This is a genomic window from Perlucidibaca piscinae DSM 21586 (assembly GCF_000420045.1).
In the GTDB taxonomy this organism is placed as follows: Bacteria; Pseudomonadota; Gammaproteobacteria; order Pseudomonadales; family Moraxellaceae; genus Perlucidibaca; species Perlucidibaca piscinae.
The window spans coordinates 375747-402393 of record NZ_ATUE01000005.1 but is presented as its reverse complement, the minus strand read 5'-3'; the positions used below and the strand labels follow the sequence as shown (position 1 = coordinate 402393).

Genomic DNA, 26647 nt, shown 5'->3' with positions numbered 1-26647 from the left:
GTCACGGTCCCGGCACCTTGCTCAGCAGCGCGTAGTAGAAGCCGTCATGGCCGTCGATCTCGGGCAGCAGCTGACGGCCCTGCGGGCGCCACTGGCCCGGCATCTCGCCGTCAAGGCGCAGCGGCAGCGGCTGGGCGTTGGCGGTGCGGGCAAGGAAGGCGGTGATCTGGTCTTCGTTCTCGGCCTTGAGCAGCGAGCAGGTGGCATAGAGCAGGCGTCCGCCCGGCTTCAGCGTCAGCCACAGGCGGTCGAGCAGGCTGGCCTGGATGGCCACGGTCTGCGCGATGTCGGTGGCGCGGCGCAGCAGCTTGATGTCCGGGTGGCGGCGGATAACGCCGGTGGCGCTGCAGGGGGCATCGAGCAGGATGGCGTCGAAGCCCTCGCCATCCCACCAGCTGTCGAGGTCTTCGGCGTCGGCGCAGCGGACCTGCACATGCGCAGTCTGCGCACTGCCGGCCGGATAGCCGGCGCGAGCGAGGTTTTCCTCGACACGACGCAGGCGGTCTTCGTCGTTGTCGAGCGCGACCAGGGCCGCCATGTCCGGCTGGATCTCCAGCAGGTGCGCGGTCTTGCCTCCGGGGGCGGCACAGGCGTCAAGGACGCGCTCGCCGGGTGCCGGCGCAAGCAGGCAGGCAGCGAGCTGGGCGGCCTCGTCCTGCACTGACAGCAGGCCCTCGGCAAGACCGGGCAGGGCCTGGATCGGCACCGGTTCGGTCAGGCGCAGGCCATCCGGGGCATGTCGGGTCGGCTCGACCGGCAGGCCTTCCTCGACCAGCGTGGCCAGCATGGCGTCACGCGAGTTGCGGTTGCGGTCGACCCGCAGCGTCGTCGGCGCCGGGCTGTTGTTGGCGGCAATGATGGCGTCGGCCTGGTCCGGCCAGTCGGCGCGCAGGGCGCGCAGCAGCCAGGCCGGGTGCGCATGTTCCTGGACGAGCGCGGCATGCACCAGCTCGGCCTCGCGGCGCTGCAGGCTGCGCAGCACGCCGTTGATGAAACCGGTGAGCTTGTCCATGCCGAGCTGGCGCGCGGCTTCGACGGTCTCGGCAATGGCGGCGTGATCAGGGATGCGCATGGCCAGCAGCTGGTGCGTGCCGATCAGCAGCAGCGCCTCGACGGTGTTGTCCTTGGTGGCGCGCTGCAGCAGCGGCTTGATCAGGGTGCGGTAGTGGATGGCATGGCGTGCGGTGCCCTGCACCAGCTCCTGCAGCAGACCGACGTCCTCGCCGCGGCAGGCGCGTTGCGCCGGTGGCAGCGTGGAGCTGAGCGAGCGCTCGCCGGCCAGTGCCGGACCCAGGGCCTGGGCCGCGAGAGCACGTACGCCGAGCTCGCGACGGCTGCTTCTGCCGGTGCCGCCCTTGCCGGGGTTGCGTGGCGTCTGGGGGCGGCTCATGCGCCGAATACCGTGCCGGGCTGCAGCTCGTCGCGGCGGGCATTGAGCAGCAAGGCGATGGGCAGCGCCTTGCCGCCCGGCAGTTGCAAGGTTTCGATCAGCAGCACGGTGCCCTCCCCGGCGGCAACCGCCAGGCCATGTTTGTCGGCGCGAATGATCATGCCGGGTGTGGCGGTGGTTGTTTCGTCGACCAGCGTGCGCGCCTGCCAGACACGTACCGACTGGCCCGCCAGCGTGCTGTGGGCAACCGGTACGGCATTGAAGGCGCGTATGCGCCGTGCCAGTTCGTCAGCCGGCAGCTGCCAGTTGATCAGGGCCTCTTCCTTGCTGAGCTTGGCGGCATAGGTGGCGAGCGCAGTGTCCTGCGGCTCCACGCTCAGCGGCTGTCCGTTACGCAGGGAGTCGACCACGGCCAGCAAGGCGTCGCCGCCAAGCAGGGCGAGCCGGTCGTGCAGGCTGGCTCCGGTGTCGCTGCGCGAGATCGGGCAGGTGGCTTTGTACAGCATGGCGCCGGTATCCAGGCCGGCATCCATCTGCATGATGGTGATGCCGGTCTCGCGGTCGCCCGCGAGAATGGCACGCTGGATGGGCGCGGCACCGCGCCAGCGCGGCAGCAGGGACGCATGCACGTTGATGCAGCCGAGACGCGGCATGTCGAGCACGGCCTGCGGCAGCAGCAGACCGTAGGCGGCCACCACCATCAGGTCGGGCTTGAGCGCTGCCAGCTCGTTCTGGGCATCGGCATCCTTGAGGCTGTGCGGCTGCCAGACCGGAATGTCATGTTCCAGGGCCAGTTCCTTGACTGGGCTGGCCTTGAGACCACGGCCGCGACCGGCCGGGCGATCGGGCTGCGTGTAGACGGCGATGACGTCGTGGTGTCCTTGCAGGAGGGCGCGCAGGCTTTCAGCCGCGAACTCGGGGGTGCCTGCAAAGACGATGCGCAAATGACTGTCCAACGGGGGGTACCTGTTCAGGGAAGGGTTTCAGGCGCGTGCCCGGTGCTGCTTTTCCAGCTTGCTCTTGATGCGGTTGCGCTTCAGCGGCGAGATGTAGTCGACGAAGAGCTTGCCGTCGAGGTGATCGATCTCGTGCTGGATGCACACCGACAGCAAGCCGTCTGCCGTCAGCGTGAACGGCTTGCCGTCCAGGTCGATGGCATTGACACGGATGTGGTCAGGGCGCTCGACCGTCTCGTAGAAACCAGGTACCGACAGGCAGCCTTCATCATAGGTCTTGCGCTCCTGCCCGAGCGGCTCGATCTCGGGATTGATGAAGACCTGCGGCTGCGACTGGTCCTCGCTGACATCCAGCACCAGAAGGCGCACGTGATGATTGACTTGGGTCGCCGCCAGCCCGATGCCGGGTGCGGCATACATGGTTTCCAGCATGTCCCGGGCGAGCTGACGAATGTGCTCGTCGACCTGGATGACGGGCTTGGCCACCGTGCGCAGACGAATATCCGGAAATTCCAGAATGGGTAACAGAGCCATGATGTGTGGTCCGGAGTGGCGAAACGGGCCAGGCCGGTCTAAACCTCTTGCAGGGAGGGCAGCAGCCCGATGGCGACATTATAGGCAAGCGGGCCGGCGCTGGCGATGACCATGGGCGTGGCCGGGAGGCAGGCATGCACGAGGAAGCCGCGCTGCAGCTGTATATGGTGCTGGGACAGCAGGCGCAACGCTATCTGGCGCTGTGTCGTCACTTTGGTGATGCCGCCAGTGCGCTCGCCGCAGGCCCGGGCGCCTGGGATGTCGCATGGCCCGGATCGCGCTCGCGCGATGGCAGCTGGCCCGGACTCGCCGCGGCGACGGCGCTGTACCGGGCCTGGCCGGATGGCGAGCTGGCGGCTGCGCCGCGCCAGCTCTGGCATCGCGCGTTGAGGTGGCTGGAGGCTGCGAATCGCGGCCTCTGGCAGGCGACGCCCGGCATGACCTGGCCGCCGGCGCTGGCGGCGTTGCCGGATCCGCCACCATTGCTGTTCTGGGAGGGCAGCGAGGCCGCGCTTGGCCTGCCCCAGGCGGCGCTGGTCGGCAGCCGGGCCGCCACGCGCTACGGGCTGGACATTGCCCGGAACTGGGCCGGCGAGCTGGTGCAGGCCGGGCTCGCGATCACCAGCGGTCTCGCCAGCGGCATTGATGGCGCGGCGCATCGTGGTGCCCTGGCGCGGGCGGGCGTCACGGTCGCGGTCATGGGCTGCGGCCTTGATCGCTGCTATCCGCCGGCCAATCAGGCCTTGATGCGGGAGATTCCGGCAGCGGGCGGCCTCTGCGTTTCCGAGTTCGTGCCGGGCACGCCGCCAGAAGCCCGGCATTTCCCCCGGCGCAACGTCGTCATCAGCGCACTCAGTCTGGCGGTGACGGTGATCGAGGCGGGCCCGGACAGCGGTTCGCTGATCACGGCAGCGGCCAGTGACCAGTTCAGTCGCCCGGTCATGGTGGTTCCGGGCTCCATACACAGTTTGCAGTCGCGCGGTTGTCACGAGTGGCTGAAGCGAGGCCAGGCGGTGCTGGCAGAGACCCCGCAGGATGTGATGCGCGAACTGCTGCCCGGATTGCGCACGCTCTACGGCCTGGCCGCCCCCCTGCCGCTGCCGGCGGAGGGCTCGCCGGCTCCGCGCCCGTCGCTGCCGGCCGGCGGACAGGCCCTGCTTGATGTCATGGCCTGGGACATCTGGGATCTGGACCGCCTTGCGGCGACCTCGGCACTGGCGGCGCCCTGCCTGCTGGCACTGCTTGGCGAGCTCGAGGTGGCGGGCTGGATTGCCGCCGTGCCCGGCGGCTACCAGCAGCTGTCCGCCTGATGACAACTGGGTGGCGTGATAGACTCGGCACTCCCTGTTCATGATCCCGGAGTGCTCTCGCATGTTGTCGCCGCTGCATTGCGCCCTCGCCGTCCGAACCCTGCGTGACGGTGGTGTCATTGCCTACCCGACCGAGTCGGTCTGGGGCCTGGGCTGTGACCCCTGGCAGGAGGCGGCGGTCGAGCGCATCTGGGACATCAAGCGACGCGACCCTGCGAAGGGGCTGATTCTCATCGCCAGCCGCTGGCAGCAGGTCGCGCCCTGGCTCCATGACCTCACGGATGACGAGATCGCTGCGCTGCAGGCCACCTGGCCAGGGCCGGTGACCTGGCTGATTCCGGTGCCGGACGACTTTCCGCGCTGGCTGCGCGGCCGTCACGAGACCGTGGCCTTCCGGGTCAGTGCGCATCCGCTGGTGCGCGACCTCTGCGATGCCTTTGGCGGGCCTCTGGTGTCGACCAGTGCCAATCGTGCCGGTAAGCCGGCCGCGCGCCGCCGCTTTGAGGTGCGTCAACGTCTGGGCAGCGAGCTTGACTATATTCTTCCCGGCGACGTCGGCGGCCTTGCCCGCCCGACGGAAATCCGCGACCTGAAAACCCGCCGCGTGATACGCGCCGGCGGCTAGGAGACCCGATGGAACACGTCAACAGCGAGGCTGTTAAGGCCTATCTGCTGGATCTGCAGGACCGCATCTGCGCGGCGCTCGCCGCCGCCGATGGCGGTACCTTCATCGAGGACAGCTGGACGCGCGCCGAAGGCGGCGGCGGACGCAGCCGCGTGCTGGAGAATGGCGCCCTGATCGAGAAAGGCGGTGTCAACTTCTCGCATGTCATGGGCGCGACCCTGCCGGTGTCGGCGACGGCCCACCGTCCCGAGCTGGCCGGCCGGCGCTTCCAGGCCATGGGCGTGTCGCTGGTGATCCACCCGCGCAATCCGTACGTGCCCACGTCGCATGCCAACGTGCGCTTCTTCATTGCCGAAGCCGATGGCCAGGCACCGGTGTGGTGGTTTGGCGGCGGTTTCGACCTCACGCCCTATTACGGCAACGAAGAGGATTGCCGGCACTGGCACCAGGTCGCCGCCGAGGCCTGCGCGCCCTTCGGCAGCGAGGTCTACCCGCGTCTCAAGGCCTGGTGTGACGACTACTTCTTCCTGCGTCACCGCCAGGAGGCGCGCGGTGTCGGCGGCCTCTTCTTTGATGACTGGAACCACGACGGCTTCGATGCCTCGTTCGCGTTCATGCAGGCGGTCGGCAACGCGTACCTCGATGCCTACCTGCCCATCGTCGAGCGTCGTCGCGACACGCCCTACGGCGAGCGCGAGCGCGAATTCCAGTGCCTGCGTCGCGGCCGCTACGTCGAGTTCAACCTGGTCTATGACCGTGGCACCCTGTTCGGCCTGCAGACGGGTGGACGTACCGAGTCCATCCTGATGTCGCTGCCACCGCAGGTTAACTGGCGCTACAACTGGCAGCCCGAGCCGGGGTCGCCCGAGGCCGAGCTCTACACGCGCTTTCTGCCGCACCGGCAGTGGTGGCCCGCGCTCACGGCTGCCGCTGGGGATGTGCCGGCATGACCGATCGCTACGCCGTCATCGGGAACCCCATCGGACACAGCAAGTCGCCGCGCATCCATGCCGCCTTTGCCGTCCAGACCGGTCAGGATCTGCACTACGACGCGCTGCTGGCACCGCTGGACGACTTTGCCGGCACCTGGCAGCAGTTTCTGCGTGACGGTGGTCGTGGCGCCAACGTCACTGTGCCCTTCAAGGAGGTCGCTTGGTCGCTGTGCCAGCAGCTCAGCGAACGCGCTCGCCGTGCCGGCGCCGTCAACACCCTGATGCCGCTGTCGGATGGCCGTGTCTTTGGTGACAACACCGATGGTGCCGGCCTGGTGGCTGACATTGTCGTGAATGCCGGCTGGACGCTGAATGGTGCACGCGTGCTGCTGCTGGGTGCCGGCGGCGCCGCGCGCGGCGTGATCCAGCCCCTGCTCGATGCCGGCGTGACGGAAATCCGGGTGGTGAACCGTACTCCGGAGCGTGCCGAGGCGCTGGCCGACCTGTTTGCCGATACCGCACGGGTGACGGGCATGGGGCAGGCAGACTGGCTGGCCGGGCCGGCACACGCGCCGGCCGATGTGGTCATCAATGCCACCAGCGCCAGCCTGTCCGGTGCTGCGCTGACCCTGCCCGCCGGCAGCTGGCATGCGCAGACCGCGGTCTATGACATGATGTATGGCCGTGATACCCCGTTCCTCGCCTGGGCGCGGGACGCGGGTCTTTGCCATCGCCGTGACGGGCTCGGCATGCTGGTCGAGCAGGCGGCCGAGGCCTTTCTGCTCTGGCGCGGTGTCCGGCCCGATACCGCCCCGGTGCTGGCGCAGTTGCGCGCCGAACTTTCTGCCTGAGGTGAACCTGATGCAAGCGCTGCTCAACCCGCCGGCCCTGCCGGTGTTTTCCTGCCTCACGCCCGAGGACGTCGAGCCGGCGGTGGATCGACTGCTGGCGGACTACCGCGCCGAGGTCGAACGTCTCGCCGGACAGTCGCAGCCGACCTGGGACAGTCTCGCCGCTCCGCTGGAAGTCATGGACGCGCGCCTGAACGCGGCCTGGGCGCCGATCTCGCAGCTGAATGCGGTGATGAACAGCGACGCCTGGCGTGCCGCCTACAACGCCTGCATTCCCAAGCTGTCGGCGTTTTCCACCGAGATCGGCCAGCACGAGCCCCTGTTCCGCGCCTGGCAGGCCCTGCATGACAGCCCTGCGTTCGCCAGTCTGTCGGTGGCGCAGCAGCGCGCCGTGAGCAATGCCCTGCGTGATTTCCGGCTCAGCGGCATCGGCCTGCCGGCCGCGTCCAAGCAGCAGTTCGCCGAGGTCAGCGAGCGCCTGTCGCGCCTGACCTCGCAGTTCGCCGACCAGGTCCTCGATGCCACCCAGGCCTGGTCCCTGACCCTGCCTGATGACAGCCGCCTGCAGGGTCTGCCAGCCAACGCCCTGCAGCTGCTGGCGGCACTGGCCGAGGCCGCCGGTGACAGCGGCTTCCGCATCACCCTGGACATGCCCAGCTACCTGGCGGTGATGACCCATGCCCGTGATCGCGCTCTGCGTGAGCAGATCTACACCGCCTATGCCACCCGCGCCTCCGATCAGGGGCCGCAGGCAGGACGCTTCGACAACGGTCCGCTGATCAGCGAGATTCTTGCGCTGCGCCAGCAGCAGGCCGAGCTGCTGGGCTTCCCGCATTACGCCGCGTTGTCGCTGGAGCCCAAGATGGCTGACAGCGTCGAGCAGGTGCTGGACTTCCTGCATGACCTCGCCCGGCGCGCCCGTCCCGGCGCCGAGCGCGATTTCGCCGAACTCAAGGCCTTCGCGGCCGCCGAGCTGGGGCTGGACGATCTGCAGCCCTGGGACATGACCTACGCCGCCGAGCAGCTCAAGCAGCATCGCTATGCCCTGTCCCAGGAGGACCTGCGTCCCTACTTCCCGGCGCCACGCGTCATCGAGGGCCTGTTCGCCGTGGTGCAGCGTCTCTTCGGCATCACCCTGGTGCCGGCCCCGGAGCTGGAGACCTACCATCCGGATGTCACCGCCTGGGCGGTGCAGGAGCATGGTCAGACCCGGGCCTGGTTCTATCTCGATCTCTATGCCCGCGCCAACAAGCGTGGCGGCGCCTGGATGGCGGATGCCCGCGTGCGCCGCCGGCTGCCGGACGGCACGCTGCAGCTGCCCATCGCCTTTCTCACCGGCAACTTCAATCCGCCGGTCAACGGCAAGCCTGCCCTGCTCAGCCACGACGAAGTCACCACCTTGTTCCACGAATTCGGTCATGGCCTGCATCACATGCTGACCGAGGTCGAGGTCGCTGCGGTGTCCGGCATCAATGGCGTGGCCTGGGATGCCGTCGAGCTGCCCAGCCAGTTCTTGGAAAACTGGTGCTGGACGCCGGAAGGCCTGGCGCTGATCTCCGGCCATGTCGACAGCGGCGAGCCGTTGCCGCAGACCCTGCTGGACCGCCTGTTTGCCGCCCGTCACTTCCAGTCCGGGTTGATGACCTTGCGCCAGCTCGAGTTCTCGCTCTTCGATCTGGAGATCCACCGTCAGCGCGATGTCGACTTCGCGCGTGCCCTCACGCTGCTCGAGGACATCCGCGATCTCACCAGCGTGCTGCGTCCGCCGCGCTGGAACCGTTTCCCCTGCAGCTTCACGCATATCTTCGCTGGTGGCTATGCCGCCGGGTATTACAGCTACAAGTGGGCCGAGGTGCTGTCCGCCGATGCCTTCGCGGCATTCGAGGAAGAGGGCGTGTTCAATGCCGACACCGGCCTGCGCTTTCGCGCGGCCGTGCTGGCCCAGGGGGGCAGTCGTCCTGCTGCCGAGTTGTTCCGTGCCTTCCGCGGCCGTGATCCGTCACCGGAGGCGCTGCTGAGGCACTCGGGGCTGCTTGACGAGGTGGCGGCATGAGCGTGCTGCGTCGTTTCATCGCCGGCGCCAAATGTCCGGGATGCGGACTCGAGGACAAGCTGCAGCTGTGCACCGAGGACGCTCGCGAGTGGGTGCAGTGCGTGCGCTGCGACTACACCGACACGCGCCCGACCGAGGTCACCATGAAGGAGCCGGACGAGGAGCACGACCACGACACCGGCGTGATCCGCTTCAAGCCCTGAGTGCTCAGGCGCTCAGGCGTTGTCGCAGCATCAGGGCGAGCAGGACGGCCAGGGCGCTGAGCACGATGACCGGGGCTGGCGGGGTGGCCAGCCAGACATGGCTGGTCCAGCCGGCCAGCACCGCCAGCATGGCGATCAGGCTGGCGCCCAGTGCCATGCCGCCTGGTGTCCGTGAGGCCAGGCGTGCCGCTGCCGCCGGCATCACCAGCAGCGCGCTGATCAGCAGTACGCCCATGAGCTTGGCGCCCGCCGCCACCACGCCCGCGAGCAGGAGCAGCATCACGGGACGCAGTCGCTGCACCGGCCAGCCATCCACCGCGGCGGTTTCCTCGTCCACGGCCATGGCCAGCAGGGCCGGCCAGATCCGCCACAGCACGGCGGCCACCCCGGCCAGGCCGAGCGCGGTCCAGCCGCATTGGCTGGCCGTCAGCGCCATCAGGTCGCCGAACAGATAGGCCTCGAGATCATGACCGTGGCCATGGCCGTCATCGCCATGCACGGCGGTCAGCAGCAGCGCGAGACTGAGCCCGCTGTAGGCCATGATGGTGAGCCAGGTGTCGATGCCATGAGCCTGGCTTTGCATCAGCCGGCTCAGCAGCAGTGCCACCGCCAGACACACCGCCACCACCCAGGGCCCGGACGGCAGCTCAAGCAGCAGGGCCAGGGCCACGCCCAGCAGCGAGGCATGTGCCAGGCTGTCGCCGAAATAGGCCATGCGTCGCCACAGCAGCAGCGCGCCCAGCGGACCGGCCAGTGCCGCCGTCATGAGGCCGCCGAGCAGGGGCCAGAGCAGCTCAGTCATGATGGCACTCCTCGCCGCAGTGGCGGGCGTCCCCATGCAGGGTGTGATGGTGATCGTGATGATGGGTGTAGATCGCCAGGCTGCCTGCCCCGGCGACACCGAACAGTTCGCGGTAGGCCGGGTCGCGACTGACCGCCTCGGGATGACCGGTGCAGCAGACGTGGCCGTTAAGGCACAGCACGCGGTCGGTGGCGGCCATCACCACGTGCAGGTCATGCGACACCATCAGCACCGCGCAGCCCAGGCGCTGGCGCAGGGTGCCGATGAGCGCGTAGAGCGCGGCCTGCCCGGCCAGATCGACCCCTTGCACCGGCTCGTCGAGCACCAGCAGTTCCGGTGTGCGCAGCAGGGCCCGCGCCAGCAGCACGCGCTGATGCTCGCCGCCGGAGAGCGCATGGGTCGGGCGTTGCAGCAGGTGATCGGCATCGACCTCGGCCAGGGCCCGTGTCACCGCCGCCGTCGACAACCGGCGCGGCCCCTTGCCGCCGGCATGCGGCGGAATGGCGAGAAACTCCGCCACGGTGAGTGGCAGGTAGCTGTTCAGGCGCAGTTTCTGCGGCACATAGCCCACCCGCGTGCCCGCGCGCAGCCAGCGCTCGCCATGGTCGGGCTGAAGCAGACCGAGGGCGATGCGGATCAGGCAGGTCTTGCCGGCGCCATTGGGGCCGATGACGGTGAGAATCTCGCCGGCATCCAGGGTGAGGTCGACATCGCGCAGGATCTGCCGGCCGTCATGGTGCCAGCCAATGTCGCGCAGCGCGAGCAGGGTGCCGGATGCAGTCATGACTGGCAGGCCTGGCAGCGACCGGTGACTTCCAGCACGCTCTGGCTGACCTGGAAACGGGCCTGTCCGGCCAGCTTCTCGACAGCCGCGGACAGCGGCAGCGGATCGCGCACCTCCTCCACCGTGCCGCAGTCCTGGCAGATCAGAAAGAAGCCGCCATGCGCCTCGCCCGGATGCGAGCAGCCCAGATAGGCGTTCAGCGTGGCCAGGCGATGGATCAGCTTGTGCTCGAGCAGAAAGTCCAGGGCACGGTAGATGGTCGGCGGTGCCGGCTTGTGACCTTCCTTGCTGAGCTGGTCGAGCAGGTCATAGGCACCCAGCGGCCGGTGGCTGGCCCAGACCAGCTCCAGCACGCGATGCCGCAACGGCGTCAGGCGTGCGCCCTCGGCGGCACAGACCCGCTCCGCCTGGCTCAGTGCCATGCGTATGCACTGGCTGTGGTCATGCGCCAGACTCGGACGGATGTCGGCGCGATGACCGGCGCGGGAGGTGATGGAGCGGATCGACATGGGGCCCCGGGCAGGAAATGGCCGCAGCGTTGAAGATGTAACAGTGTAACATAAGGTCTTTGCCAAACAGCCGAGCCTGCCGCATGTCTGCGCGTCCGCCCCTGGTCCTGGTTGACGGGTCCTCCTATCTGTATCGCGCCTACCACGCCCTGCCACCCCTGGTGACACGCAGCGGTCAGCCCACCGGCGCCATCAAGGGCGTCATCAACATGCTGCGCAGCCTGATCAAGCAGGTCCAGCCCAGCCATGTTGCCGTGGTCTTCGATGCCCCGGGCAAGACCTTTCGCGAAGACCTCTATCCCGAGTACAAGGCGCATCGCCCGCCCATGCCGGATGACATGCGCGCGCAGATCGCGCCCCTGCATGCGCTGGTGCGTGCGCTTGGACTGCCGCTGCTCTGCGAGCCCGGCGTCGAGGCCGATGATGTCATCGGCACCCTGGCGCGACAGGCTGAAGCTGCCGGCTGGCCGGTGCTGGTATCGACCGGCGACAAGGACCTGGCCCAGCTGGTGACGCCGCAGGTGACCCTGGTCAACACCATGACCAGCGTGGTGCTCGACGAGGCCGGCGTGTTCAACAAGTTCGGCGTGCGTCCTGATCAGTTCATTGACTACCTGATGCTGGTCGGTGACAGTTCCGACGGCATTCCCGGCGTGCCCGGCGTCGGCCCCAAGACCGCCGCCAAGTGGCTGGCCGAGCATGGTTCGCTGGCGGTCATCGAGGCGCAGGCGGCAGCCATCAAGGGCAAGACCGGCGAGAGCTTCCGTGCCCACCAGCCCATGCTGCCGCTGACCCGCGATCTGGTGACCATACGCTGTGACCTGGCGTTGCCGGTTGCCATTGACGCCCTCTGCCTGGGCGTCAGCGACACCGACGCGCTACGCCAGCTCTATGGCGAGCTGGAGTTCCGCAGCTGGCTCAACGAGCTCGGCAACGCCCCGGCGGCAGCGGCCGCCCCTGGCGCCGCGACCTGGTCGCGTGCCGAGCCCGCACCGGCTGGCGAGGCAGCCGTCGTGGCCAGCCCGACCGGGCAGGTCGCCGACATCGGTCGCGATGACGGACCGGAACATACCGAGACCACGGTGGTGCTGACCACCGACCAGCTGGATGCCCTGCGAACGGCCCTGCTCTCGGCCACGCAGTTCGCCTTCGACACCGAGACCGACAGCCTGGACTACCTGTCGGCACAGCTTGTGGGGCTGTCCTTCGCGGTCGAGCCGGGCGCGGCCTGGTATGTGCCGATCGGGCACGACGGTCCCGCCGAGCCGGAGCAGCTCCCGCGCGAGCAGGTGCTTGCCGCCCTGAAGCCGTTGTTGGAGGATGCCGGTCGCGGCAAGATCCTGCAGCACGGCAAGTTCGACACCCACGTGCTGGCCAATGCCGGCATCACCCTGCGCGGCATCGTGCACGACACCATGCTGGCCTCCTACGTGCTGGATGCCACCGCCACGCGCCACAACCTCGGTGACATGGCCCGGTACTATCTCGGACGCGACTCCATCGCCTTCGAGGACATTGCCGGCAAGGGCGTCAAGCAGCTCACCTTCAACCAGATCGCCATCGCCGTGGCCGCACCGTATGCCGGCGAGGATGCCGACCTCACGCTGCGCCTGGCCCGCCGCTTCGATGCCGCTCTGGCGACGGCGCCGCAGCTGGACAGCCTGTTGCGTGAGCTTGAGCTGCCGGTGCAGCGTGTCCTGCAGGGCATGGAGCGGCATGGCACGCTGATCGATCCGGATCGTCTCAAGCTGCAGTCGCTGTCGCTGGCGTCGCGCCTGCACTGGCTGGAACAGCAGGCCTACGAGATTGCCGGCGAGGAGTTCAACCTGGGCTCGCCGAAGCAGCTGGGCCAGATCCTGTTCGACAAGCTCGGCATTCCCGGCGGCAAGAAAACCGCCACCGGCCAGTACTCCACGGCCGAGGACGTGCTCGAGCAGCTCGAGCATCCGCTGCCGCGCGTGCTGCTTGAGCACCGCAGCCTGGCCAAGTTGAAGTCGACCTACACCGACAAGCTCCCGGAGATGATTCATCCTGCCACCGGTCGTGTGCACACCTCCTACCACCAGGCGGTGACGGCGACCGGGCGGCTGTCGTCATCCGACCCCAATCTGCAGAACATCCCCATCCGCACCGAGGAAGGACGACGCATCCGCCAGGCCTTCGTGGCTGCCCCCGGTCATGTGCTGATGGCCGCCGACTACTCGCAGATCGAGCTGCGCATCATGGCGCATCTGTCGGGTGACGAGGGTCTGCTGAAGGCGTTCCGCGAAGGTCTCGACGTGCACCGTGCCACCGCTGCCGAGGTGCTGGGCATCACGCCCGCCGAGGTCACGGCCGATCAGCGACGTGCCGCCAAGGCGGTGAACTTCGGACTCATCTACGGCATGTCGGCCTTCGGTCTGGCCAGGCAGCTGAACATCTCGCGTGGCGAGGCGCAGGCCTACATCGCCACCTATTTCGCCCGCTACCCCGGTGTCCAGGCCTACATGGAGCGCACCCGCCAGCAGGCGGCCAGTGCCGGATACGTGGAAACCCTGTTCGGGCGTCGCCTGATGCTGCGCGACATCCACGCCAGTCGTCCGGCCGTGCGCCAGGCCGCTGAGCGCGCCGCCATCAACGCGCCCATGCAGGGCTCGGCCGCCGACATCGTCAAGCGCGCCATGCTGCGCGTGCAGGCCGCCATCGAAGCGCAGGGGCTCAAGGCCGCGATGATCATGCAGGTGCATGACGAACTGGTGCTGGAAGTGCCGCTGGCCGAGGTCGAGACGGTGCGGCTCCTGCTGCAGCGCGAGATGCCGGCGGCAGCTACGCTGACCGTGCCGCTGGAGGTCGAGGTGGGCACGGGCAGCAACTGGGACGAGGCGCACTGAGGCGTGGCATGGTCCGCGCCGGCCCCCATTCCGGCGGGCCACAGCCGCCGCTGTTCGCCTGTCGACTGGTCTGCGTCAGGCGATGTCGGTGGCATCCTCGGCCACGATTTGCGACGGCAGCGTGACATCCAGCCAGTCGGCGAGCTTGAGGGCGGCCTCGTCGACGCCGAGCCGGCTGACCGACGAGAACAGCTGGATGGTGGCCTCGAAGCCCAGCGTCACCAGGCCGCGACGCACTTCCTGCAGGGCGTTCATGGCCGGGCCGCGATTTAGCTTGTCGGCCTTGGTGAGCAGGATGTGCACCGGCAGCTGGCGCTCCTGGGCCCAGCTAAGCATGTTGCGGTCAAACGGCGTCAGCGGATGACGCACGTCCATCAGCAGGATGAGGCCGCGCAGGCAGTCCCGGGCGCGCAGGTAGTGCGCGAGATGCTTCTGCCACTCCAGCTTCATCTGCTCCGGCACCTTGGCGTAGCCGTAGCCAGGCAGGTCGACCAGGCAACGGTCCGCGTCGATCTGGAAGAAGTTGATCAGCTGCGTGCGTCCCGGCGTCTTCGAGGCCCGGGCAAGCTGGCGCTGACGGGTCAGGGTGTTGATGGCGCTGGACTTGCCGGCATTGGAGCGACCGGCGAAGGCAACTTCGTGGCCGGTCGGGGCAGGACACAGCGCCAGCGTGGGGGCGCTGGTCAGAAAGCTGGCGCGTGCCAGCTGCACCAGCATGTATTCGGCATCAGTCATGTCGCGGCCCGGGCGGTGAATGCGTATAGTTTATAGGGCTACACCGCTTATGGGCACTGCGATATACTCGCCCGGATAAAATGATGCCTTATGGGTACCCGTGGCTGCGTCATGTCGCGGGTCTGATTCCACCCTGCTTTCACAGAACAGGTTGCCACCGGAAATTCTCATGATGAACAAGACTCTCGCCGCTGTCGTGTTGATGCTGGGTACCGCCTCGCTGGCGCATGCCAATGCGATGCCCAAGGGTGATGCCGCCGCCGGTGCCGGCAAGGCCGCGGTCTGTGCCGGCTGCCATGGCATGGACGGCAACAGCCCGGCTCCGACGTTCCCGAAGATTGCCGGGCAGAACGCCAAGTACATCTACAAGCAGCTGCACAACTTCAAGACCGGTGCCCGCAACAACCCGCTGATGATGGGCATGGCAGCGCCGCTTAGCGATCAGGACATGGCTGACCTCGCCGCCTACTTCTCGGACAAGAAGATGTCGGGCGGTGCCGCCAATGCCGAGCTGGCCAAGAAGGGCGAGCGTCTGTTCCGTGGTGGCAACAAGCAGGTCGGTCTGGCGCCATGTGCCGGCTGCCATGGCCCGGCTGGCGAAGGCAACCAGTATGCCGCCTACCCGCGCCTGGCCGGTCAGTACGCCGACTACACCAAGGCCCAGCTGATCGCCTTCCGTGCCGCCGGTCGTGACGACAATACCGACGTCAAGCGCATCCATGACAAGGACAAGCCGCTGGAGCTCGGCCCGATGCAGATGATCGCCGCCAAGCTGTCTGACAAGGACATCGATGCACTGGCCTCCTACATCCAGGGCCTGCGCAACTGACGCCTGCGTGATGTCGTGAAGAAACCCGCCGCGGCGGGTTTTTTCATGCCCGGATGACAGCGACGAGGGGCTGCCATGGCGTGTTTCTGCGCTGCCGGTAATCCGTTATTCTCGCCACTCGTTAGCTGGAACCTGAATCCCCTGATCTGTCCCGCAAGGATGAATGCGATGAAGAAATGGTTTGCTCTGTCTCTGCTGGCACTGTGGCCGGCCCTGGCCATGGCCCTGGTACCGGTTGAAGGCAAGGACTACACACGCATTGCCAGCCCCACGCCCGCCAAGCCGGGAGTCATCGAGGTGCGCGAGTTCTTCTGGTACGGCTGCCCGCACTGCTACAAGCTGGAGGCGCATGTGGTGGCCTGGAAGAAGACCCTGCCGGCCGACGTCAAGTTCATCCGCACGCCGGCAGCGCTGAACCCGGTCTGGGAAAACAACGCCCGCGGCTTCTATGTCGCCGAGTCGCTGGGCCTGGTGGAGAAGACGCACGGTCCGCTGTTTCACGCCATCCAGATCCGCAAGGAACGGCTTTTCGACCAGGCCAGCCTGGCCGGCTTCTACGCCGGTCATGGCATCGACAAGGCCAATTTCAACGGCCTCTACCAGTCCTTCGCGGTCAGCGCCAAGGTGGCGCAGTCGCGCAATCTGGCCACCCGCTACCGCCTGACCGGCGTGCCCGCGATGGTGGTGAACGGCAAGTACGTGGTGCCGGGTGAAGGCGCGCGCACGCTGGAGGTGGTCAATGCGTTGATCGCCCGCGAGCGTGGCGGCGCGGCCGCTGCGCCGGCGCCTGCCGCACTGCGCAACTGATCAGCCGGCCGGCTCCGCTCAGCCGGGGCCGGCCTGCTCGCGTGGCTTCCAGATGCTGGCGCCCAGCATGACCAGGCGCAGCTGCTTCTCGGTGCGCTGCATCAGTGCCTCTTCGCTTTCGTCCAGTGTCCGTGATACCAGGGCCAGTGCGAGATGGATCACCGCCTGCACCACCAGGTCGGCAATCATGAACAGGTCTTCGGCCGTGTGCTTGCCGAAGGCGGGCCAGCGCCCCAGATCGTCGGCCAGTTCGTTGGTGAAGGCGCGCATTTCGGTCTGAATGGCACGCCGCAATGGCAGCGCCCCGCCCGCACTTTCACGGGCAAGAAACTCGAAATGCAGGGGCTGTGCCCGGATGAAGCTGGCGAGCGCGCTCATCGAGTCGCTGATGGCGGCGCCGCCCTCGACACGTCGACGCACGTCACGCAGCGATTTGCGCAAGGTCTGGCAGGCATCGCTGGCAATGTCCAGGCCCAGGCTGTCCATGTCCGGAAAGTGGCGATAGAAGCCGGTCGGTACCAGGCCGGCCTCGCGTGCCACCTCGCGCAGACTGAGTCCGGAGAAGCCGCCACCGTCGTGCATGAGCTGCAAGGCGGCATCAATGAGCGCCTGTCGTGTCTGCTGTTTCTTCTCTTCGCGCAACGCCATGCCAGTATCCCGTGTCCGGATCGCGGGATTCTAGCATCCCCGGGCTGTGGTCGGCGGCATGGAGCGTTTATAGTCAGCACTCTGTGCACCTGCGCCTGGCATTCAGGTGGTGGCCACAGCCCACGGCAGCGGAGGATTTTTGCCATGGCTTTTCTCACCCGCGTTGAAGCAATCAAGGATCTGATCCAGGAGGCCGTCGAAAAGGGCGCCACCACGGTCGAGCAGATTCACCAGACCATCGCCAGCATGCCGCTGGATGCCCTGGCCCGGCGCGGCCTGCTGGGTGACGATCCCGAGGCGGCGAAGGCGGCACATGCCGAAACCATCGGCGTGGTCTATGACACCATCCGGCGCGTCAACAAGGAAATCGGCGATCTCGCCTCGGGTCTCATCGAGACCGTGGAGGATCAGGTCGAGGCGCAGCGCAACATCAGCCGCAAGCCCTGAGCGGTTGTTGCCGGCGTGCCGTGATCCGGCATGGCTGACGGGATCCCCCGGACCCGTCAGCGCTGGTACACTTTAGCGATCGTCCGCAGACCAGGGTAACGTCCGTGTCCCGCAAACCCCACGTCCTGATCATTCTCGACGGCTTCGGCCACAGCGAGACCTCGACATCCAATGCCGTCAAGGCAGCACGGATGCCGAACTGGCAAGCCTTGCTGGCGAGCACGCCGCACGGCCTGATCTCCGGTTCCGGCGAGGATGTCGGCTTGCCGGACGGGCAGATGGGCAACTCCGAGGTCGGTCACGTCAATCTCGGTGCCGGCCGTGTCGTCTACCAGGACTTCACGCGCATCACCAAGGCCATACGCGAGGGCGAGTTCCAGACCAATCCGGTGCTCTGTGCCGCGGTCGACAAGGCTGTGCAGGCCGGTCGTGCCGTGCATGTGATGGGGCTGCTGTCGCCGGGTGGCGTGCATTCGCACGAGGACCATCTGCATGCCATGGTGGATCTTGCCGCCGCGCGTGGCGCCGAGGCCATCTACGTGCATGCCTTCCTCGATGGCCGTGACACGCCGCCGCGCTCCGCCGAGCCCTCGCTGGCCGCCATGGAGGCGCATCTGGCGCGGCTTGGCAAGGGGCGTGTCGCCTCGGTCATCGGTCGCTACTTCGCCATGGACCGTGACAATCGCTGGGATCGTGTCGAGACGGCCTATCGCCTGCTCACCGAGGGTGTCGGTGTGCGCACCTGTGCCACGGCCGTGGAGGCATTGCAGCTCAGCTATGCCGAGGATGTTGCCGACGAGTTCGTCAAGGCCAGCGTGATTGCCGGACCGGGACAGGCGCCTGCCGTGATTGCCGATGGCGATGCCGTGATCTTCATGAATTTCCGCGCCGACCGTGCCCGTGAAATCACCAAGGCCTTTGTCGACACCGACTTCAAGGGCTTCACGCGCGCCGTGCGCCCGGTGCTGGCTGACTTTGTCATGCTCACCGAGTATTCGGCGGCCATTCCGGCGTCGGTGGCCTACAGCCCCGAGTCCCTGCGCAACTCCCTGGGCGAATACCTCGCTGACCTTGGCAAGACCCAGCTGCGCATTGCCGAGACCGAGAAATACGCGCATGTCACCTTCTTCTTCAGTGGTGGCCGCGAAGACCTCTATCCCGGCGAGCAGCGCATCCTGGTGCCGTCGCCGGCGGTTGCCACCTACGATCTGCAGCCCGAGATGAGTGCCGACGAGGTCACCGACAAGCTGGTGGCAGCGATTCATTCCGGTGACTTCGATGTGCTGGTCTGCAACTACGCCAATGGCGACATGGTGGGTCATACCGGCGTCTTCGAGGCTGCCGTGAAGGCCTGCGAGACGCTGGACCGCTGCATCGGCCGTCTGGCCGAGGCGGTTCGTGCCACGGGCGGCGAGATGCTGATCACGGCTGACCACGGCAATGTCGAGCAGATGCAGGATGCCGGCACCGGTCAGGCGCATACTGCCCACACCTGCGAGCTGGTGCCGTTTGTCTACCTCGGACAGCGCACCGGCGTTCGTATTGCCGAGGGTGGCGTGCTGTCCGATGTGGCACCGACGCTGCTGGACCTGATGGGGCTGCCCCAGCCCCCGGAAATGACGGGTCACACGCTTGTGATCCCTGCTTGAGGTGAACATGTTTTCGATGCGGCATGTGCTCGCGGTATCGCTGTTGCCGCTGTTGATGTGGTCGTTGCCAGCTGGCGCCGAGTCCAGCGGCCAGTTGCGTGACCAGGCGCGCTCGGCACAGTCCGAGCTGTCTTCGGTGAAGAAGCAGATCTCCACGGCGCAGAAGAAGCTGCGCCTGACCCAGGCTGAACGCAACAAGCAGCAGAAAGCCCTCAAGGATGCTGAGCAGCAGATTCGCACGCTGCAGGCGTCGATGGCGGCCAACGTCAGCGAGACGGCACAGCGCGAAAAGCGTCTGGCCGAGCTCAAGGTGCGTCAGCGCATCCTGATGGAAGACAAGCGTGAGCAGCTTGCAGCGCTCAGGCAGGACATGCAGCAGGCCTACCGCGCCGGCCAGGATGACTACTTCAAGCTGCTGCTGAACCAGGAGAACCCGGCCCTGCTGGCGCGTCAGCTGCGCTATTACGGCTACCTGCAGAAGGCCCGCAGCGAGAAGATCGGCGAGCTGGATGGCACGCTGGCCGAGATCGCGGCGCTGGAAAAGGAGGAAGCGACACAGATCGCTGCCCTCGCCCAGCTTCGCAGCAAGCTCGAAGAGGATCAGAAGCAGCTCAAGGTGGCGCAGGATCAGCGCGCGGCGGCGCTCAAGGTGCTGAACAGCGAGATTCGCGAGCAGGACCGCAACCTGAAGGCGCTGAAGCAGGACCAGGCTGCGCTGCAGTCACTGATGCGTCGTCTCGAGCGTGCTGCCCGCGAGGCCGATCGTCTTGAGCAGGAGCGCCGTCGCCGCGAGCAGCAGCTGGCGCGCGAAGCCGGCAAGCCGGTCAAGCCCGAGCCGAAAAAACCGACGGCGGCCTGGAGTCAGGAGCCTGACTATTCCACGCCGTACAAGGGCAACTGCGCGCTGCCGGCATCCGGCGGCATCCGTGCCCAGTTCGGTGCGCCGCGTGGTGGCGGTCTGCGCTGGAACGGCATCGTCATCGCGGCAGCCGGTGGTTCGCCGGTGAAGGCGGTGAAGGCCGGCAAGGTTCTTTATGCGGACTTCCTGCGCGGTTACGGCAAGCTGGTCATCATTGACCACGGCAGCGGCTTCATGTCGCTCTACGGCTACAACCAGAGCCTGCAGGCAAAGGTCGGCCAGTCGGTGTCTGCAGGCGCCAGCATTGCCACCGTCGGTGCAGGGTCAGGCGAGGCCGAGTCGGGTCTCTACTTCGAGACCCGCCTGCGTGGCCGTCCCAGCCAGCCCGGAAACTGGTGCAACTACTGAGGCGGATGACCGGCGTGCCGCGTGCTGGCGCGCCGGTCAGAGTCGCATGGTGATGCCGCGCTCGGCCAGGTACTGCTTGGCCTGCGGGATGGTGTACTCGCCGAAGTGGAAGATGCTGGCGGCGAGCACGGCATCGGCACCGCCGTCGAGAATGCCGTCGGCCAGGTGCTGCAGGTTGCCGACACCGCCGGAGGCGATCACGGGCACGCTGACGGCATCGCTGATGGCGCGTACCAGCGCCAGATCGTAGCCGGCCTTGGTGCCGTCGGCATCCATGCTGGTGAGCAGGATCTCGCCTGCCCCGTAGTCCGCCATGCGCACGGCCCAGGCCACGGCATCGATGCCGGTGCGGTTGCGGCCGCCATGGGTGAAGATCTCCCAGCGACCCGGTTCGCCAGCTGCCGACACGCGCTTGGCGTCGATGGCTGCCACGATGCACTGCGCGCCGAAACGCTGCGAGGCCTCGGCGACGAATTCCGGCCGTTTCACGGCCGCCGAATTGATGCTGACCTTGTCGGCGCCGGCATTGAGCATGCGTCGAATGTCGGCGACCTCGCGGATGCCGCCACCGACGGTGAGCGGCACGAAGACCTGCGAGGCCATGCGCTCCACCGTGCGCACCATGGTGTCGCGGCCCTCGACGCTGGCGGTGATGTCGAGAAAGGTGATCTCGTCGGCGCCCTGTTCGTCATAGCGGCGCGCCACCTCGACCGGATCGCCGGCATCGCGGATGTCGAGGAACTTGACGCCCTTGACGACGCGGCCCTGATCGACATCGAGGCAGGGAATGATGCGCTTGGCGAGACTCATGAGGTGGCTACCGTAGTGATGCAGACGACAATTTTAGCATGCGCCGCCGGCGCGACTATAATCGCGCCCTCTTTCCTGCGAGCAGCTGCCCGTGACGCATGTTGATGTCCTTGTCATTGGAGGCGGCGCTTCCGGCCTGATGTGCGCCATGACCGCCGGTCAGCGCGGCCGGCGCGTGCTCGTGCTCGACAGCAGCAACAAGATCGGCAAGAAGATCCTGATGTCGGGCGGCGGCCGCTGCAACTTCACCAACCTCTATGTGGAGCCGGGCAACTTCCTGTCCGCCAATCCGCACTTCTGCATCTCTGCGCTGGATCGCTACACGCAGTGGGACTTCATCGCCCTGGTCGACAAGCACCGCATTCCCTGGCACGAGCGTCTGCATGGCCAGCTCTTCTGCAATGACTCCGCCAAGGACATCCTGGCCATGCTGGTGGCGGAATGCGAACAGGTCGGGGTCGGCATCCGCACTCATGTCGAGATCACCGGCATCACGGCCATCGACAACGGCGAGGCGCGCTTTCGCGTGCAGACCGCGAAGGGTGACCTGACCGCGCATTCGCTGGTGGTGGCCACCGGCGGTCTGTCGATTCCCACGCTGGGCGCCAGCGGCTTCGGCTACGACATCGCGCGCCAGTTCGGGCACAGCGTGCTGCCGACGCGTGCCGGTCTGGTGCCCTTCACCTTCAGCGATGCCATGAAGGGCGTGACCGAGCGCCTGTCCGGGCTGGCGCTGCCATCGACAGTGAGCGTGCCGGCAGCGACCTTCAGCGAGGCCCTGCTGTTCACGCATCGCGGCCTGAGCGGGCCGGCGGTGCTGCAGCTGTCGAATTACTGGCAGCTGGGCGAGACCTTCTCGGTCGACCTGCTTCCTGGCGAGAACCTGGCGGACTGGCTCAAGGCACAGAAGCGCGCACATCCGAAAGCGTTGCTGCGCACTGTGCTGGGCGAGCGACTGGCCAAGGCGCTGGTGCTTGAGCTGCAGGCGCTGCTCTGGCCTGCCCGGGCCGAGACAGCCATGACGGATATTCCCGATGCCGAGTTGCTGGCACTCGCTGGCGAGCTGCAGGCATGGACGCTGAAACCGTCCGGCACCGAGGGCTATCGCACTGCCGAGGTCACGCTGGGCGGGGTCGATACCCGCGAGCTGTCGTCGCGTACCATGGAGAGCAGGCTGCAGCCGGGACTCCATTTCATTGGCGAGGTCATGGATGTAACCGGCTGGCTGGGGGGCTTCAACTTCCAGTGGGCGTGGTCGTCCGGCCATGCCGCCGGCCAGTTTGTCTGATCTTTCTGCGCCGCACGCCGTGGGCGCGTCAGAAAGTGGAAGAGCTTTACCGGCGCAGCCTCTAAAATGCGTCTTCACTGCACGGGCTGCACAGCCCTGCCTGCCGATCATCCTGGAACACTGCCATGCTGCGACTGAACGACCTCAAGCTGCCTCTGGATCATGATGACGATGCCCTGCCGGCAGCCATCATCGCCCGCCTTGGCATCCGCGCCGACGAGCTGATCAGCCACAGCGTGTTCAAGCGCAGCTACGACGCCCGCAAGCGTGGCCACATTGTCCTGATCTACAGCCTCGACATCGAACTGCGTGATGAGGCCGCGGTGCTGCGACGTCTGGCCGGGGATGCCCAGGTCGGCCCGTCGCCGGACACCTCCTACCGCTTCGTGGCACGGGCGCCAGCGCCAGGCGAGCCGGGCAGTGACTATCTGCGTCCGCTGGTGATCGGCTTCGGTCCCTGCGGCCTGTTCGTGGCGCTGGTACTGGCACAGATGGGTTTTCGCCCCATCGTGCTGGAGCGCGGCAAGGCCGTACGCGAGCGCACGCAGGACACCTGGGGCCTGTGGCGCCGTCGCGAGCTGAAGCCGGAGTCCAACGTGCAGTTCGGCGAGGGCGGTGCCGGCACCTTCTCCGACGGCAAGCTCTACAGTCAGATCAAGGACCCGCAGCATCACGGTCGCAAGGTGCTGACCGAGTTCGTGAAAGCCGGCGCCCCGGCCGAGATCCTCTACGTCAGCAAGCCGCACATCGGCACCTTCAAGCTCGTCACCATGATCGAGCAGATGCGCCAGAACATCATTGACCTCGGCGGCGAGATCCGCTTCAGCGCCCGCGTCGAGGACCTGCACATCGAGGATGGTCAGGTGCGCGGTGTCACCCTGGCCGATGGCGAGCAGCTGCGCAGTGATCACGTCGTGCTCGCGGTCGGCCACAGCGCACGCGATACCTTCCAGATGATCCACGACCGTGGCGTCTACGTGGAGGCCAAGCCCTTCTCCATCGGCTTCCGCGCCGAACACCCGCAGTCGCTGATCGACACCTGCCGCTTCGGGCCTCAGGCGGGGCATCCGATTCTTGGCGCGGCGGACTACAAGCTGGTGCATCACGCCAGGAACGGGCGCTCGGTCTATAGCTTCTGCATGTGTCCGGGCGGCACCGTGGTGGCGGCGACCTCGGAGCCCGAGCGCGTGGTCACCAACGGCATGAGCCAGTACTCGCGCAACGAGCGCAACGCCAACAGCGCCATCGTGGTCGGCATCTCGCCGGCGGATTATCCGGGCGGGCCGCTGGCCGGCATCGACTTCCAGCGCCGGCTGGAGTCGCAGGCCTACGTCCTCGGCGGCAGCAACTACAACGCGCCGGGCCAGCTGGTGGGCGACTTCATCGCCAAGCGGCCATCGACCGAGTTCGGCAGCGTGCTGCCCTCGTACAAACCCGGCGTCACCTTGGGCGAGCTGGATGCCAGTCTGCCGGATTACGCCATCGACGCCATCCGCGAAGCTCTGCCCGCCTTTGACAGGCAGATCCGTGGCTATGCCATGCAGGATGCCGTGCTCACCGGCGTGGAAACGCGCACGTCGTCGCCGATTCGCATCAAGCGCGGCGAGGACTTCCAGAGCATCAATACCAGAGGTCTGTACCCTGCCGGCGAGGGCGCGGGCTATGCCGGCGGCATCCTGTCGGCGGGGGTGGACGGGATCAAGGTTGCCGAGGCCGTGGCACGCAGCATCCTGGCGGCCGGCGGGCGTTAACCGGCGCTGGCGACATCCGCTGGAAGGGGTGGCAAACCATGCTTCTGCCGCGCCTCGGCGCAGCGATCGTCGCCGGCGGTGAAGTCGCGGCAGGTCGATGAGCGCTGCGCGTAGATGCTGCAGCCCACCGATTCACCCACGCGGCCGGTCAGCGCCACGCAGCGTACCGGTGTGCTCTCGGTGCCGCGCATGGCGATCCGGTACGGACTGATCGGCGTGGTCAGCTCTGCCGGCACGCTGCCGTCCGGATGCGCATCGCTCTCGGCCCAGTAGAAGGACACGCGATACGAGGCGCAGCAGGCGCCACAGGACTGGCAGTGCGTGCTCATGTGCGGACTCAGGCCTTCTTGACGAATTCCGACTTCAGCTTCATGGCGCCGATGCCGTCGATCCGGCAGTCGATATCGTGATCGCCGTCCACCAGGCGGATGTTCTTGACCTTGGTGCCGACCTTGACGACCAGCGATGAGCCTTTGACCTTGAGGTCCTTGATCACGGTCACCGTGTCGTCGTCAGTCAGCACGTTGCCGTTGGCATCCTTGATCACGCGTGCCTCATCCGCGCTTTCTGCCGCTGCGACCTTGGGCCACTCGTGCGCGCACTCCGGGCAGATGTAGTTGTCGCCATCCTCGTAGGTGTATTCGGACTGGCATTTCGGGCACGCAGGCAGCTGGCTCATGTGGGGTATCTGACGTGGTTGACGGGGACGACATTCTACAACGTCGTGCTCAGCCGGCTCGCCGAAACGTCAGGTTGATGCGCTGCGCACCCAGCAGCTCATGCACGCCATCCTTCAGTGCCAGCACGCCATGAAAGTTCAGGCGCGCCGGACCGCCCCAGACCACGACATCGCCATGCTGCAGGGGCACGCGCAAGGGCTTGTCGCTGCGCAGCATGCCGCCGAACTGGAACACGGCCGGCAGGCCCAGCGATACCGACACGATGGGCTGGCCGAGGTCGCGTTCGTCACGATCCTGATGCAGCCCCATGCGTGCGCCCGGTTGGTAGCGGTTGATCAGGCAGGCATCAGGCAGGAAGTCGGCATGACCGGCCGCGGTGGCCGCACGACGCGCCAGCCGCAGCAAGCTTTCCGGCATGGCCGGCCAGGGACGGCCGCTGAGGGGGTCGCTGCTGTCGTAGCGGTAGCCACGGCGATCCGAGACCCAGCCCAGCTGTCCGCAGTTCGTCATTGCCACCGACATGCGAAAGCCGCGAGAGGTGATCATGTGGCGCAACGGAGCATCCGTCATGACTCGGTCCAGGTCGGCCAGCACGTCATGCTGGTCCGGCAGAGCCAGCCCGCGCAGCAGCACGGCGCCAGGGCACAGGCTCTGCGGCTGCGGGGTGGCGTCCTGCGCTGCCATGTCTGAAAACAGGTCTGCCGTCATCCCGGTCGCTCCGAGAGGGGTGGTCTGGCGTCACGCGGGCAGCGGTTGCCAGGCGCAATGACCGGGCCTGGGTGCTATCTGCGGATGCTGGCGGCAGGTCGTCGGCCGGCGCTCGTAGACCGTGCAGCGACGCGTCTGCGCATGCAGATAGAGGCAGTCGCCACTTGCCCGCCGAGCCAGTGTGAAGACTTCCTGCTTGTGATTGAAGTGGTCAACGATGCGCGCTTTTTCAAGACGTCGCGCGATCAGCCGGATGGGTTCGCCGCGCTCGAACTCGTCAACGACACCGAGGCGCACCAGATCATCGAGGCGCACCTCGACCGGCATGGTGCAGCAGGTGGCGCGGCAGTCGCCGCAGAGTCCGTTGCGATAGCGCACCCAGGTCTCCAGCCGGTCGAGATCGGCGGCCCGGGTCGGTATGCGCGTCATGACGGGATGCTGCTGGCGCGTGTCAGCCGGCGCCGGACTCAGGCGTCGGCCAGGGCCTGGGCTTCGGCGAGATCCAGCGTGCCTTCGTAGATGGCGCGGCCGGTGATGGTGCCGATGACGCCATCGCTCTGCACGCTGAGCAGGCGGCGCACGTCGTCGAGGTTGGTGACGCCGCCGGAGGCGATGATGGGCAGGCCGGAGTCACGCGCCAGCTTGGCGGTGGCTTCGACGTTGACACCCTGCATCATGCCGTCGCGGGCGATGTCGGTGTAGACGATGGCGCTGATGCCGTCGGCCTTGAACTGCTTCGCCAGATCCACGGCCTGCACCGAGGACACCTCGGCCCAGCCGTCGGTGGCAACCCAGCCATCCTTGGCATCAATGCCGACGATGACGCGGCCCGGGAAGGCCTTGCAGGCGTCGCGCACGAAGCTCGGTTCCTTCACGGCCTTGGTGCCGAGGATCACGTAGGACACGCCAGCGCGGACATAGGCCTCGATGGTTTCCAGCGAGCGGATGCCGCCACCGATCTGCACCGGCAGCTGCGGCCAGCGCGTGGCGATGGCGCGCACGATCTCGCCGTTGACCGGCTCGCCGGCGAAGGCGCCGTTGAGATCAACCAGGTGAAGACGACGTGCACCCTGTTCGACCCACTGCGCGGCGACGCCGATGGGGTCGTTGGAGAACACGGTGTCGTCCTCCATGCGGCCCTGCTTGAGGCGGACGCAGGCACCGTCCTTGAGGTCGATGGCGGGGATGATCAGCATGGGAATCGCTCCA

29 protein-coding genes are annotated in these 26647 nt (G+C 67.1%); 15 read left to right on the top strand and 14 right to left on the bottom strand.

The features are described 5' to 3' along the window. Position 1: 1 nt before the first annotated feature. Genes rsmB through def form a run of 3 tightly spaced genes read right to left on the bottom strand, consistent with a single transcriptional unit; the run spans position 2 to position 2880 of the window. Entirely contained in the window at positions 2 to 1390 is a 1389-nt protein-coding gene (gene rsmB, locus F595_RS0101980) for a 16S rRNA (cytosine(967)-C(5))-methyltransferase RsmB (RefSeq protein WP_022955194.1), read from the bottom strand. Then, positions 1387 to 2346 carry a methionyl-tRNA formyltransferase gene (gene fmt, locus F595_RS0101975; protein WP_022955193.1) on the bottom strand — a complete coding sequence of 320 codons (960 nt, stop codon included), beginning with the start codon at positions 2344 to 2346 and terminating at the stop codon, positions 1387 to 1389. The genes rsmB and fmt overlap by 4 nt, the downstream gene beginning before the upstream one ends. Before the next feature lie 27 nt (positions 2347 to 2373). Continuing rightward, positions 2374 to 2880: a peptide deformylase gene (gene def, locus F595_RS0101970; RefSeq protein ID WP_022955192.1), complete on the bottom strand. Its 507-nt coding sequence runs from the start codon at positions 2878 to 2880 to the stop codon at positions 2374 to 2376. Between the two features lie 134 nt (positions 2881 to 3014). Between def and dprA the strand changes: the two genes are divergently transcribed. The 6 genes from dprA to F595_RS0101940 all read left to right on the top strand — a co-directional run bounded on the left by dprA (position 3015) and on the right by F595_RS0101940 (position 8854). Next, entirely contained in the window at positions 3015 to 4190 is a 1176-nt protein-coding gene (dprA, locus tag F595_RS0101965) for a DNA-processing protein DprA (protein ID WP_022955190.1), read from the top strand. A 61-nt stretch (positions 4191 to 4251) separates the two neighbouring features. Then, a complete protein-coding gene (locus F595_RS0101960; protein ID WP_022955189.1) occupies positions 4252 to 4815 on the top strand; it encodes an L-threonylcarbamoyladenylate synthase in 564 nt (187 codons plus the stop codon). An 8-nt stretch (positions 4816 to 4823) separates the two neighbouring features. Further along, positions 4824 to 5765 carry an oxygen-dependent coproporphyrinogen oxidase gene (gene hemF / locus F595_RS12285; RefSeq protein WP_022955188.1) on the top strand — a complete coding sequence of 314 codons (942 nt, stop codon included), beginning with the start codon at positions 4824 to 4826 and terminating at the stop codon, positions 5763 to 5765. Further along, complete coding sequence (gene aroE / locus F595_RS0101950; RefSeq protein ID WP_022955187.1) at positions 5762 to 6598, top strand: shikimate dehydrogenase; 837 nt, start codon at positions 5762 to 5764, stop codon at positions 6596 to 6598. Before hemF ends, aroE begins: the two co-directional genes overlap by 4 nt. 1 nt (position 6599) lies before the next feature. After that, complete coding sequence (locus F595_RS0101945) at positions 6600 to 8651, top strand: M3 family metallopeptidase (RefSeq protein ID WP_407635939.1); 2052 nt, start codon at positions 6600 to 6602, stop codon at positions 8649 to 8651. Next, entirely contained in the window at positions 8648 to 8854 is a 207-nt protein-coding gene (locus F595_RS0101940) for a YheV family putative zinc ribbon protein (protein WP_022955185.1), read from the top strand. The genes F595_RS0101945 and F595_RS0101940 overlap by 4 nt, the downstream gene beginning before the upstream one ends. A 4-nt stretch (positions 8855 to 8858) precedes the next feature. On the opposite strand, the gene F595_RS0101935 is transcribed toward F595_RS0101940, so the two are convergent. The 3 genes from F595_RS0101935 to F595_RS0101925 are packed head-to-tail and all read right to left on the bottom strand — an operon-like array spanning position 8859 to position 10949. Beyond that, positions 8859 to 9656, bottom strand: coding sequence for a metal ABC transporter permease (locus F595_RS0101935; RefSeq protein WP_022955184.1), 798 nt, complete (start codon positions 9654 to 9656; stop codon positions 8859 to 8861). Further along, entirely contained in the window at positions 9649 to 10440 is a 792-nt protein-coding gene (locus F595_RS12280; protein ID WP_022955183.1) for an ATP-binding cassette domain-containing protein, read from the bottom strand. Before F595_RS12280 ends, F595_RS0101935 begins: the two co-directional genes overlap by 8 nt. After that, positions 10437 to 10949 (bottom strand): Fur family transcriptional regulator, encoded by a 513-nt coding sequence (locus tag F595_RS0101925; protein WP_022955182.1) that lies wholly within the window; start codon positions 10947 to 10949, stop codon positions 10437 to 10439. Before F595_RS0101925 ends, F595_RS12280 begins: the two co-directional genes overlap by 4 nt. Before the next feature lie 83 nt (positions 10950 to 11032). Between F595_RS0101925 and polA the strand changes: the two genes are divergently transcribed. Continuing rightward, positions 11033 to 13819 (top strand): DNA polymerase I, encoded by a 2787-nt coding sequence (gene polA / locus F595_RS0101920; protein ID WP_022955181.1) that lies wholly within the window; start codon positions 11033 to 11035, stop codon positions 13817 to 13819. 75 nt (positions 13820 to 13894) lie between these two features. On the opposite strand, the gene yihA is transcribed toward polA, so the two are convergent. Next, positions 13895 to 14554, bottom strand: a complete 660-nt coding sequence (gene yihA / locus F595_RS12275; RefSeq protein WP_022955180.1) for a ribosome biogenesis GTP-binding protein YihA/YsxC — start codon at positions 14552 to 14554, stop codon at positions 13895 to 13897. A 172-nt stretch (positions 14555 to 14726) separates the two neighbouring features. Here yihA and F595_RS0101910 point away from each other — a divergent pair, with 172 nt between their 5' ends. Both F595_RS0101910 and F595_RS12270 read left to right on the top strand, forming a co-directional pair. Then, positions 14727 to 15383: a c-type cytochrome gene (locus tag F595_RS0101910; RefSeq protein ID WP_026913123.1), complete on the top strand. Its 657-nt coding sequence runs from the start codon at positions 14727 to 14729 to the stop codon at positions 15381 to 15383. Positions 15384 to 15551: 168 nt separating this feature from the next. Next, positions 15552 to 16190, top strand: a complete 639-nt coding sequence (locus F595_RS12270) for a thiol:disulfide interchange protein DsbA/DsbL (protein WP_022955178.1) — start codon at positions 15552 to 15554, stop codon at positions 16188 to 16190. An 18-nt stretch (positions 16191 to 16208) separates the two neighbouring features. Here F595_RS12270 and F595_RS0101900 read toward each other — a convergent pair whose 3' ends face one another. Then, on the bottom strand, positions 16209 to 16838 hold the full coding sequence (locus F595_RS0101900; RefSeq protein WP_022955177.1) for a TetR family transcriptional regulator: 630 nt from the start codon (positions 16836 to 16838) through the stop codon (positions 16209 to 16211). 144 nt (positions 16839 to 16982) lie between these two features. Between F595_RS0101900 and F595_RS0101895 the strand changes: the two genes are divergently transcribed. From F595_RS0101895 to F595_RS0101885, 3 genes are all read left to right on the top strand, one after another. Then, positions 16983 to 17285: a hypothetical protein gene (locus F595_RS0101895; protein WP_022955176.1), complete on the top strand. Its 303-nt coding sequence runs from the start codon at positions 16983 to 16985 to the stop codon at positions 17283 to 17285. 104 nt (positions 17286 to 17389) lie between these two features. Further along, complete coding sequence (gpmI, locus tag F595_RS0101890) at positions 17390 to 18934, top strand: 2,3-bisphosphoglycerate-independent phosphoglycerate mutase (protein WP_022955175.1); 1545 nt, start codon at positions 17390 to 17392, stop codon at positions 18932 to 18934. Between the two features lie 7 nt (positions 18935 to 18941). Then, the gene (locus tag F595_RS0101885) at positions 18942 to 20201 is read left to right on the top strand and encodes a murein hydrolase activator EnvC family protein (RefSeq protein WP_022955174.1); all 1260 of its coding nucleotides are present in this window, start codon (positions 18942 to 18944) and stop codon (positions 20199 to 20201) included. A gap of 36 nt (positions 20202 to 20237) precedes the next feature. On the opposite strand, the gene hisF is transcribed toward F595_RS0101885, so the two are convergent. Further along, the gene (gene hisF, locus F595_RS0101880) at positions 20238 to 21011 is read right to left on the bottom strand and encodes an imidazole glycerol phosphate synthase subunit HisF (RefSeq protein WP_022955173.1); all 774 of its coding nucleotides are present in this window, start codon (positions 21009 to 21011) and stop codon (positions 20238 to 20240) included. A 91-nt stretch (positions 21012 to 21102) separates the two neighbouring features. Between hisF and F595_RS14750 the strand changes: the two genes are divergently transcribed. From F595_RS14750 to F595_RS0101870, 3 genes are read left to right on the top strand one after another with little or no spacing between them, the layout of a single operon-like run. Further along, complete coding sequence (locus F595_RS14750) at positions 21103 to 22299, top strand: BaiN/RdsA family NAD(P)/FAD-dependent oxidoreductase (RefSeq protein WP_022955172.1); 1197 nt, start codon at positions 21103 to 21105, stop codon at positions 22297 to 22299. Beyond that, positions 22257 to 22364, top strand: a complete 108-nt coding sequence (locus F595_RS14955) for a VF530 family DNA-binding protein (RefSeq protein WP_407635938.1) — start codon at positions 22257 to 22259, stop codon at positions 22362 to 22364. Before F595_RS14750 ends, F595_RS14955 begins: the two co-directional genes overlap by 43 nt. A gap of 60 nt (positions 22365 to 22424) precedes the next feature. Further along, positions 22425 to 24050: an NAD(P)/FAD-dependent oxidoreductase gene (locus F595_RS0101870; protein ID WP_022955171.1), complete on the top strand. Its 1626-nt coding sequence runs from the start codon at positions 22425 to 22427 to the stop codon at positions 24048 to 24050. Here F595_RS0101870 and F595_RS0101865 read toward each other — a convergent pair. Genes F595_RS0101865 through hisA form a run of 5 tightly spaced genes read right to left on the bottom strand, consistent with a single transcriptional unit; the run spans position 24047 to position 26634 of the window. Further along, positions 24047 to 24379, bottom strand: coding sequence for a YkgJ family cysteine cluster protein (locus F595_RS0101865; RefSeq protein WP_022955170.1), 333 nt, complete (start codon positions 24377 to 24379; stop codon positions 24047 to 24049). The genes F595_RS0101870 and F595_RS0101865 overlap by 4 nt on opposite strands. 8 nt (positions 24380 to 24387) lie before the next feature. Further along, positions 24388 to 24729 carry a zinc ribbon domain-containing protein YjdM gene (locus F595_RS0101860; RefSeq protein WP_022955169.1) on the bottom strand — a complete coding sequence of 114 codons (342 nt, stop codon included), beginning with the start codon at positions 24727 to 24729 and terminating at the stop codon, positions 24388 to 24390. Positions 24730 to 24778: 49 nt separating this feature from the next. Beyond that, positions 24779 to 25438 carry a DNA oxidative demethylase AlkB gene (gene alkB, locus F595_RS0101855; protein WP_022955168.1) on the bottom strand — a complete coding sequence of 220 codons (660 nt, stop codon included), beginning with the start codon at positions 25436 to 25438 and terminating at the stop codon, positions 24779 to 24781. Between the two features lie 30 nt (positions 25439 to 25468). Beyond that, positions 25469 to 25867 (bottom strand): YkgJ family cysteine cluster protein, encoded by a 399-nt coding sequence (locus F595_RS0101850; protein WP_022955167.1) that lies wholly within the window; start codon positions 25865 to 25867, stop codon positions 25469 to 25471. Between the two features lie 38 nt (positions 25868 to 25905). Next, on the bottom strand, positions 25906 to 26634 hold the full coding sequence (gene hisA / locus F595_RS0101845) for a 1-(5-phosphoribosyl)-5-[(5-phosphoribosylamino)methylideneamino]imidazole-4-carboxamide isomerase (RefSeq protein WP_022955166.1): 729 nt from the start codon (positions 26632 to 26634) through the stop codon (positions 25906 to 25908). Positions 26635 to 26647 lie beyond the last annotated feature (13 nt).

What these genes read in the sequence shown, in the direction of transcription:
- rsmB (WP_022955194.1), bottom strand. Translation starts at nt 1,390, where the DNA reads ATGAGCCGCCCCCAGACGCCACGCAACCCCGGCAAGGGCGGCACCGGC.
- def (WP_022955192.1), bottom strand. Translation starts at nt 2,880, where the DNA reads ATGGCTCTGTTACCCATTCTGGAATTTCCGGATATTCGTCTGCGCACG.
- dprA (WP_022955190.1), top strand. Translation starts at nt 3,015, where the DNA reads ATGCACGAGGAAGCCGCGCTGCAGCTGTATATGGTGCTGGGACAGCAG.
- F595_RS0101960 (WP_022955189.1), top strand. Translation starts at nt 4,252, where the DNA reads ATGTTGTCGCCGCTGCATTGCGCCCTCGCCGTCCGAACCCTGCGTGAC.
- hemF (WP_022955188.1), top strand. Translation starts at nt 4,824, where the DNA reads ATGGAACACGTCAACAGCGAGGCTGTTAAGGCCTATCTGCTGGATCTG.
- aroE (WP_022955187.1), top strand. Translation starts at nt 5,762, where the DNA reads ATGACCGATCGCTACGCCGTCATCGGGAACCCCATCGGACACAGCAAG.
- F595_RS0101940 (WP_022955185.1), top strand. Translation starts at nt 8,648, where the DNA reads ATGAGCGTGCTGCGTCGTTTCATCGCCGGCGCCAAATGTCCGGGATGC.
- F595_RS0101935 (WP_022955184.1), bottom strand. Translation starts at nt 9,656, where the DNA reads ATGACTGAGCTGCTCTGGCCCCTGCTCGGCGGCCTCATGACGGCGGCA.
- F595_RS12280 (WP_022955183.1), bottom strand. Translation starts at nt 10,440, where the DNA reads ATGACTGCATCCGGCACCCTGCTCGCGCTGCGCGACATTGGCTGGCAC.
- F595_RS0101925 (WP_022955182.1), bottom strand. Translation starts at nt 10,949, where the DNA reads ATGTCGATCCGCTCCATCACCTCCCGCGCCGGTCATCGCGCCGACATC.
- polA (WP_022955181.1), top strand. Translation starts at nt 11,033, where the DNA reads ATGTCTGCGCGTCCGCCCCTGGTCCTGGTTGACGGGTCCTCCTATCTG.
- yihA (WP_022955180.1), bottom strand. Translation starts at nt 14,554, where the DNA reads ATGACTGATGCCGAATACATGCTGGTGCAGCTGGCACGCGCCAGCTTT.
- F595_RS0101910 (WP_026913123.1), top strand. Translation starts at nt 14,727, where the DNA reads ATGAACAAGACTCTCGCCGCTGTCGTGTTGATGCTGGGTACCGCCTCG.
- F595_RS12270 (WP_022955178.1), top strand. Translation starts at nt 15,552, where the DNA reads ATGAAGAAATGGTTTGCTCTGTCTCTGCTGGCACTGTGGCCGGCCCTG.
- F595_RS0101900 (WP_022955177.1), bottom strand. Translation starts at nt 16,838, where the DNA reads ATGGCGTTGCGCGAAGAGAAGAAACAGCAGACACGACAGGCGCTCATT.
- F595_RS0101895 (WP_022955176.1), top strand. Translation starts at nt 16,983, where the DNA reads ATGGCTTTTCTCACCCGCGTTGAAGCAATCAAGGATCTGATCCAGGAG.
- F595_RS0101885 (WP_022955174.1), top strand. Translation starts at nt 18,942, where the DNA reads ATGTTTTCGATGCGGCATGTGCTCGCGGTATCGCTGTTGCCGCTGTTG.
- hisF (WP_022955173.1), bottom strand. Translation starts at nt 21,011, where the DNA reads ATGAGTCTCGCCAAGCGCATCATTCCCTGCCTCGATGTCGATCAGGGC.
- F595_RS0101870 (WP_022955171.1), top strand. Translation starts at nt 22,425, where the DNA reads ATGCTGCGACTGAACGACCTCAAGCTGCCTCTGGATCATGATGACGAT.
- F595_RS0101865 (WP_022955170.1), bottom strand. Translation starts at nt 24,379, where the DNA reads ATGAGCACGCACTGCCAGTCCTGTGGCGCCTGCTGCGCCTCGTATCGC.
- F595_RS0101860 (WP_022955169.1), bottom strand. Translation starts at nt 24,729, where the DNA reads ATGAGCCAGCTGCCTGCGTGCCCGAAATGCCAGTCCGAATACACCTAC.
- alkB (WP_022955168.1), bottom strand. Translation starts at nt 25,438, where the DNA reads ATGACGGCAGACCTGTTTTCAGACATGGCAGCGCAGGACGCCACCCCG.
- F595_RS0101850 (WP_022955167.1), bottom strand. Translation starts at nt 25,867, where the DNA reads ATGACGCGCATACCGACCCGGGCCGCCGATCTCGACCGGCTGGAGACC.
- hisA (WP_022955166.1), bottom strand. Translation starts at nt 26,634, where the DNA reads ATGCTGATCATCCCCGCCATCGACCTCAAGGACGGTGCCTGCGTCCGC.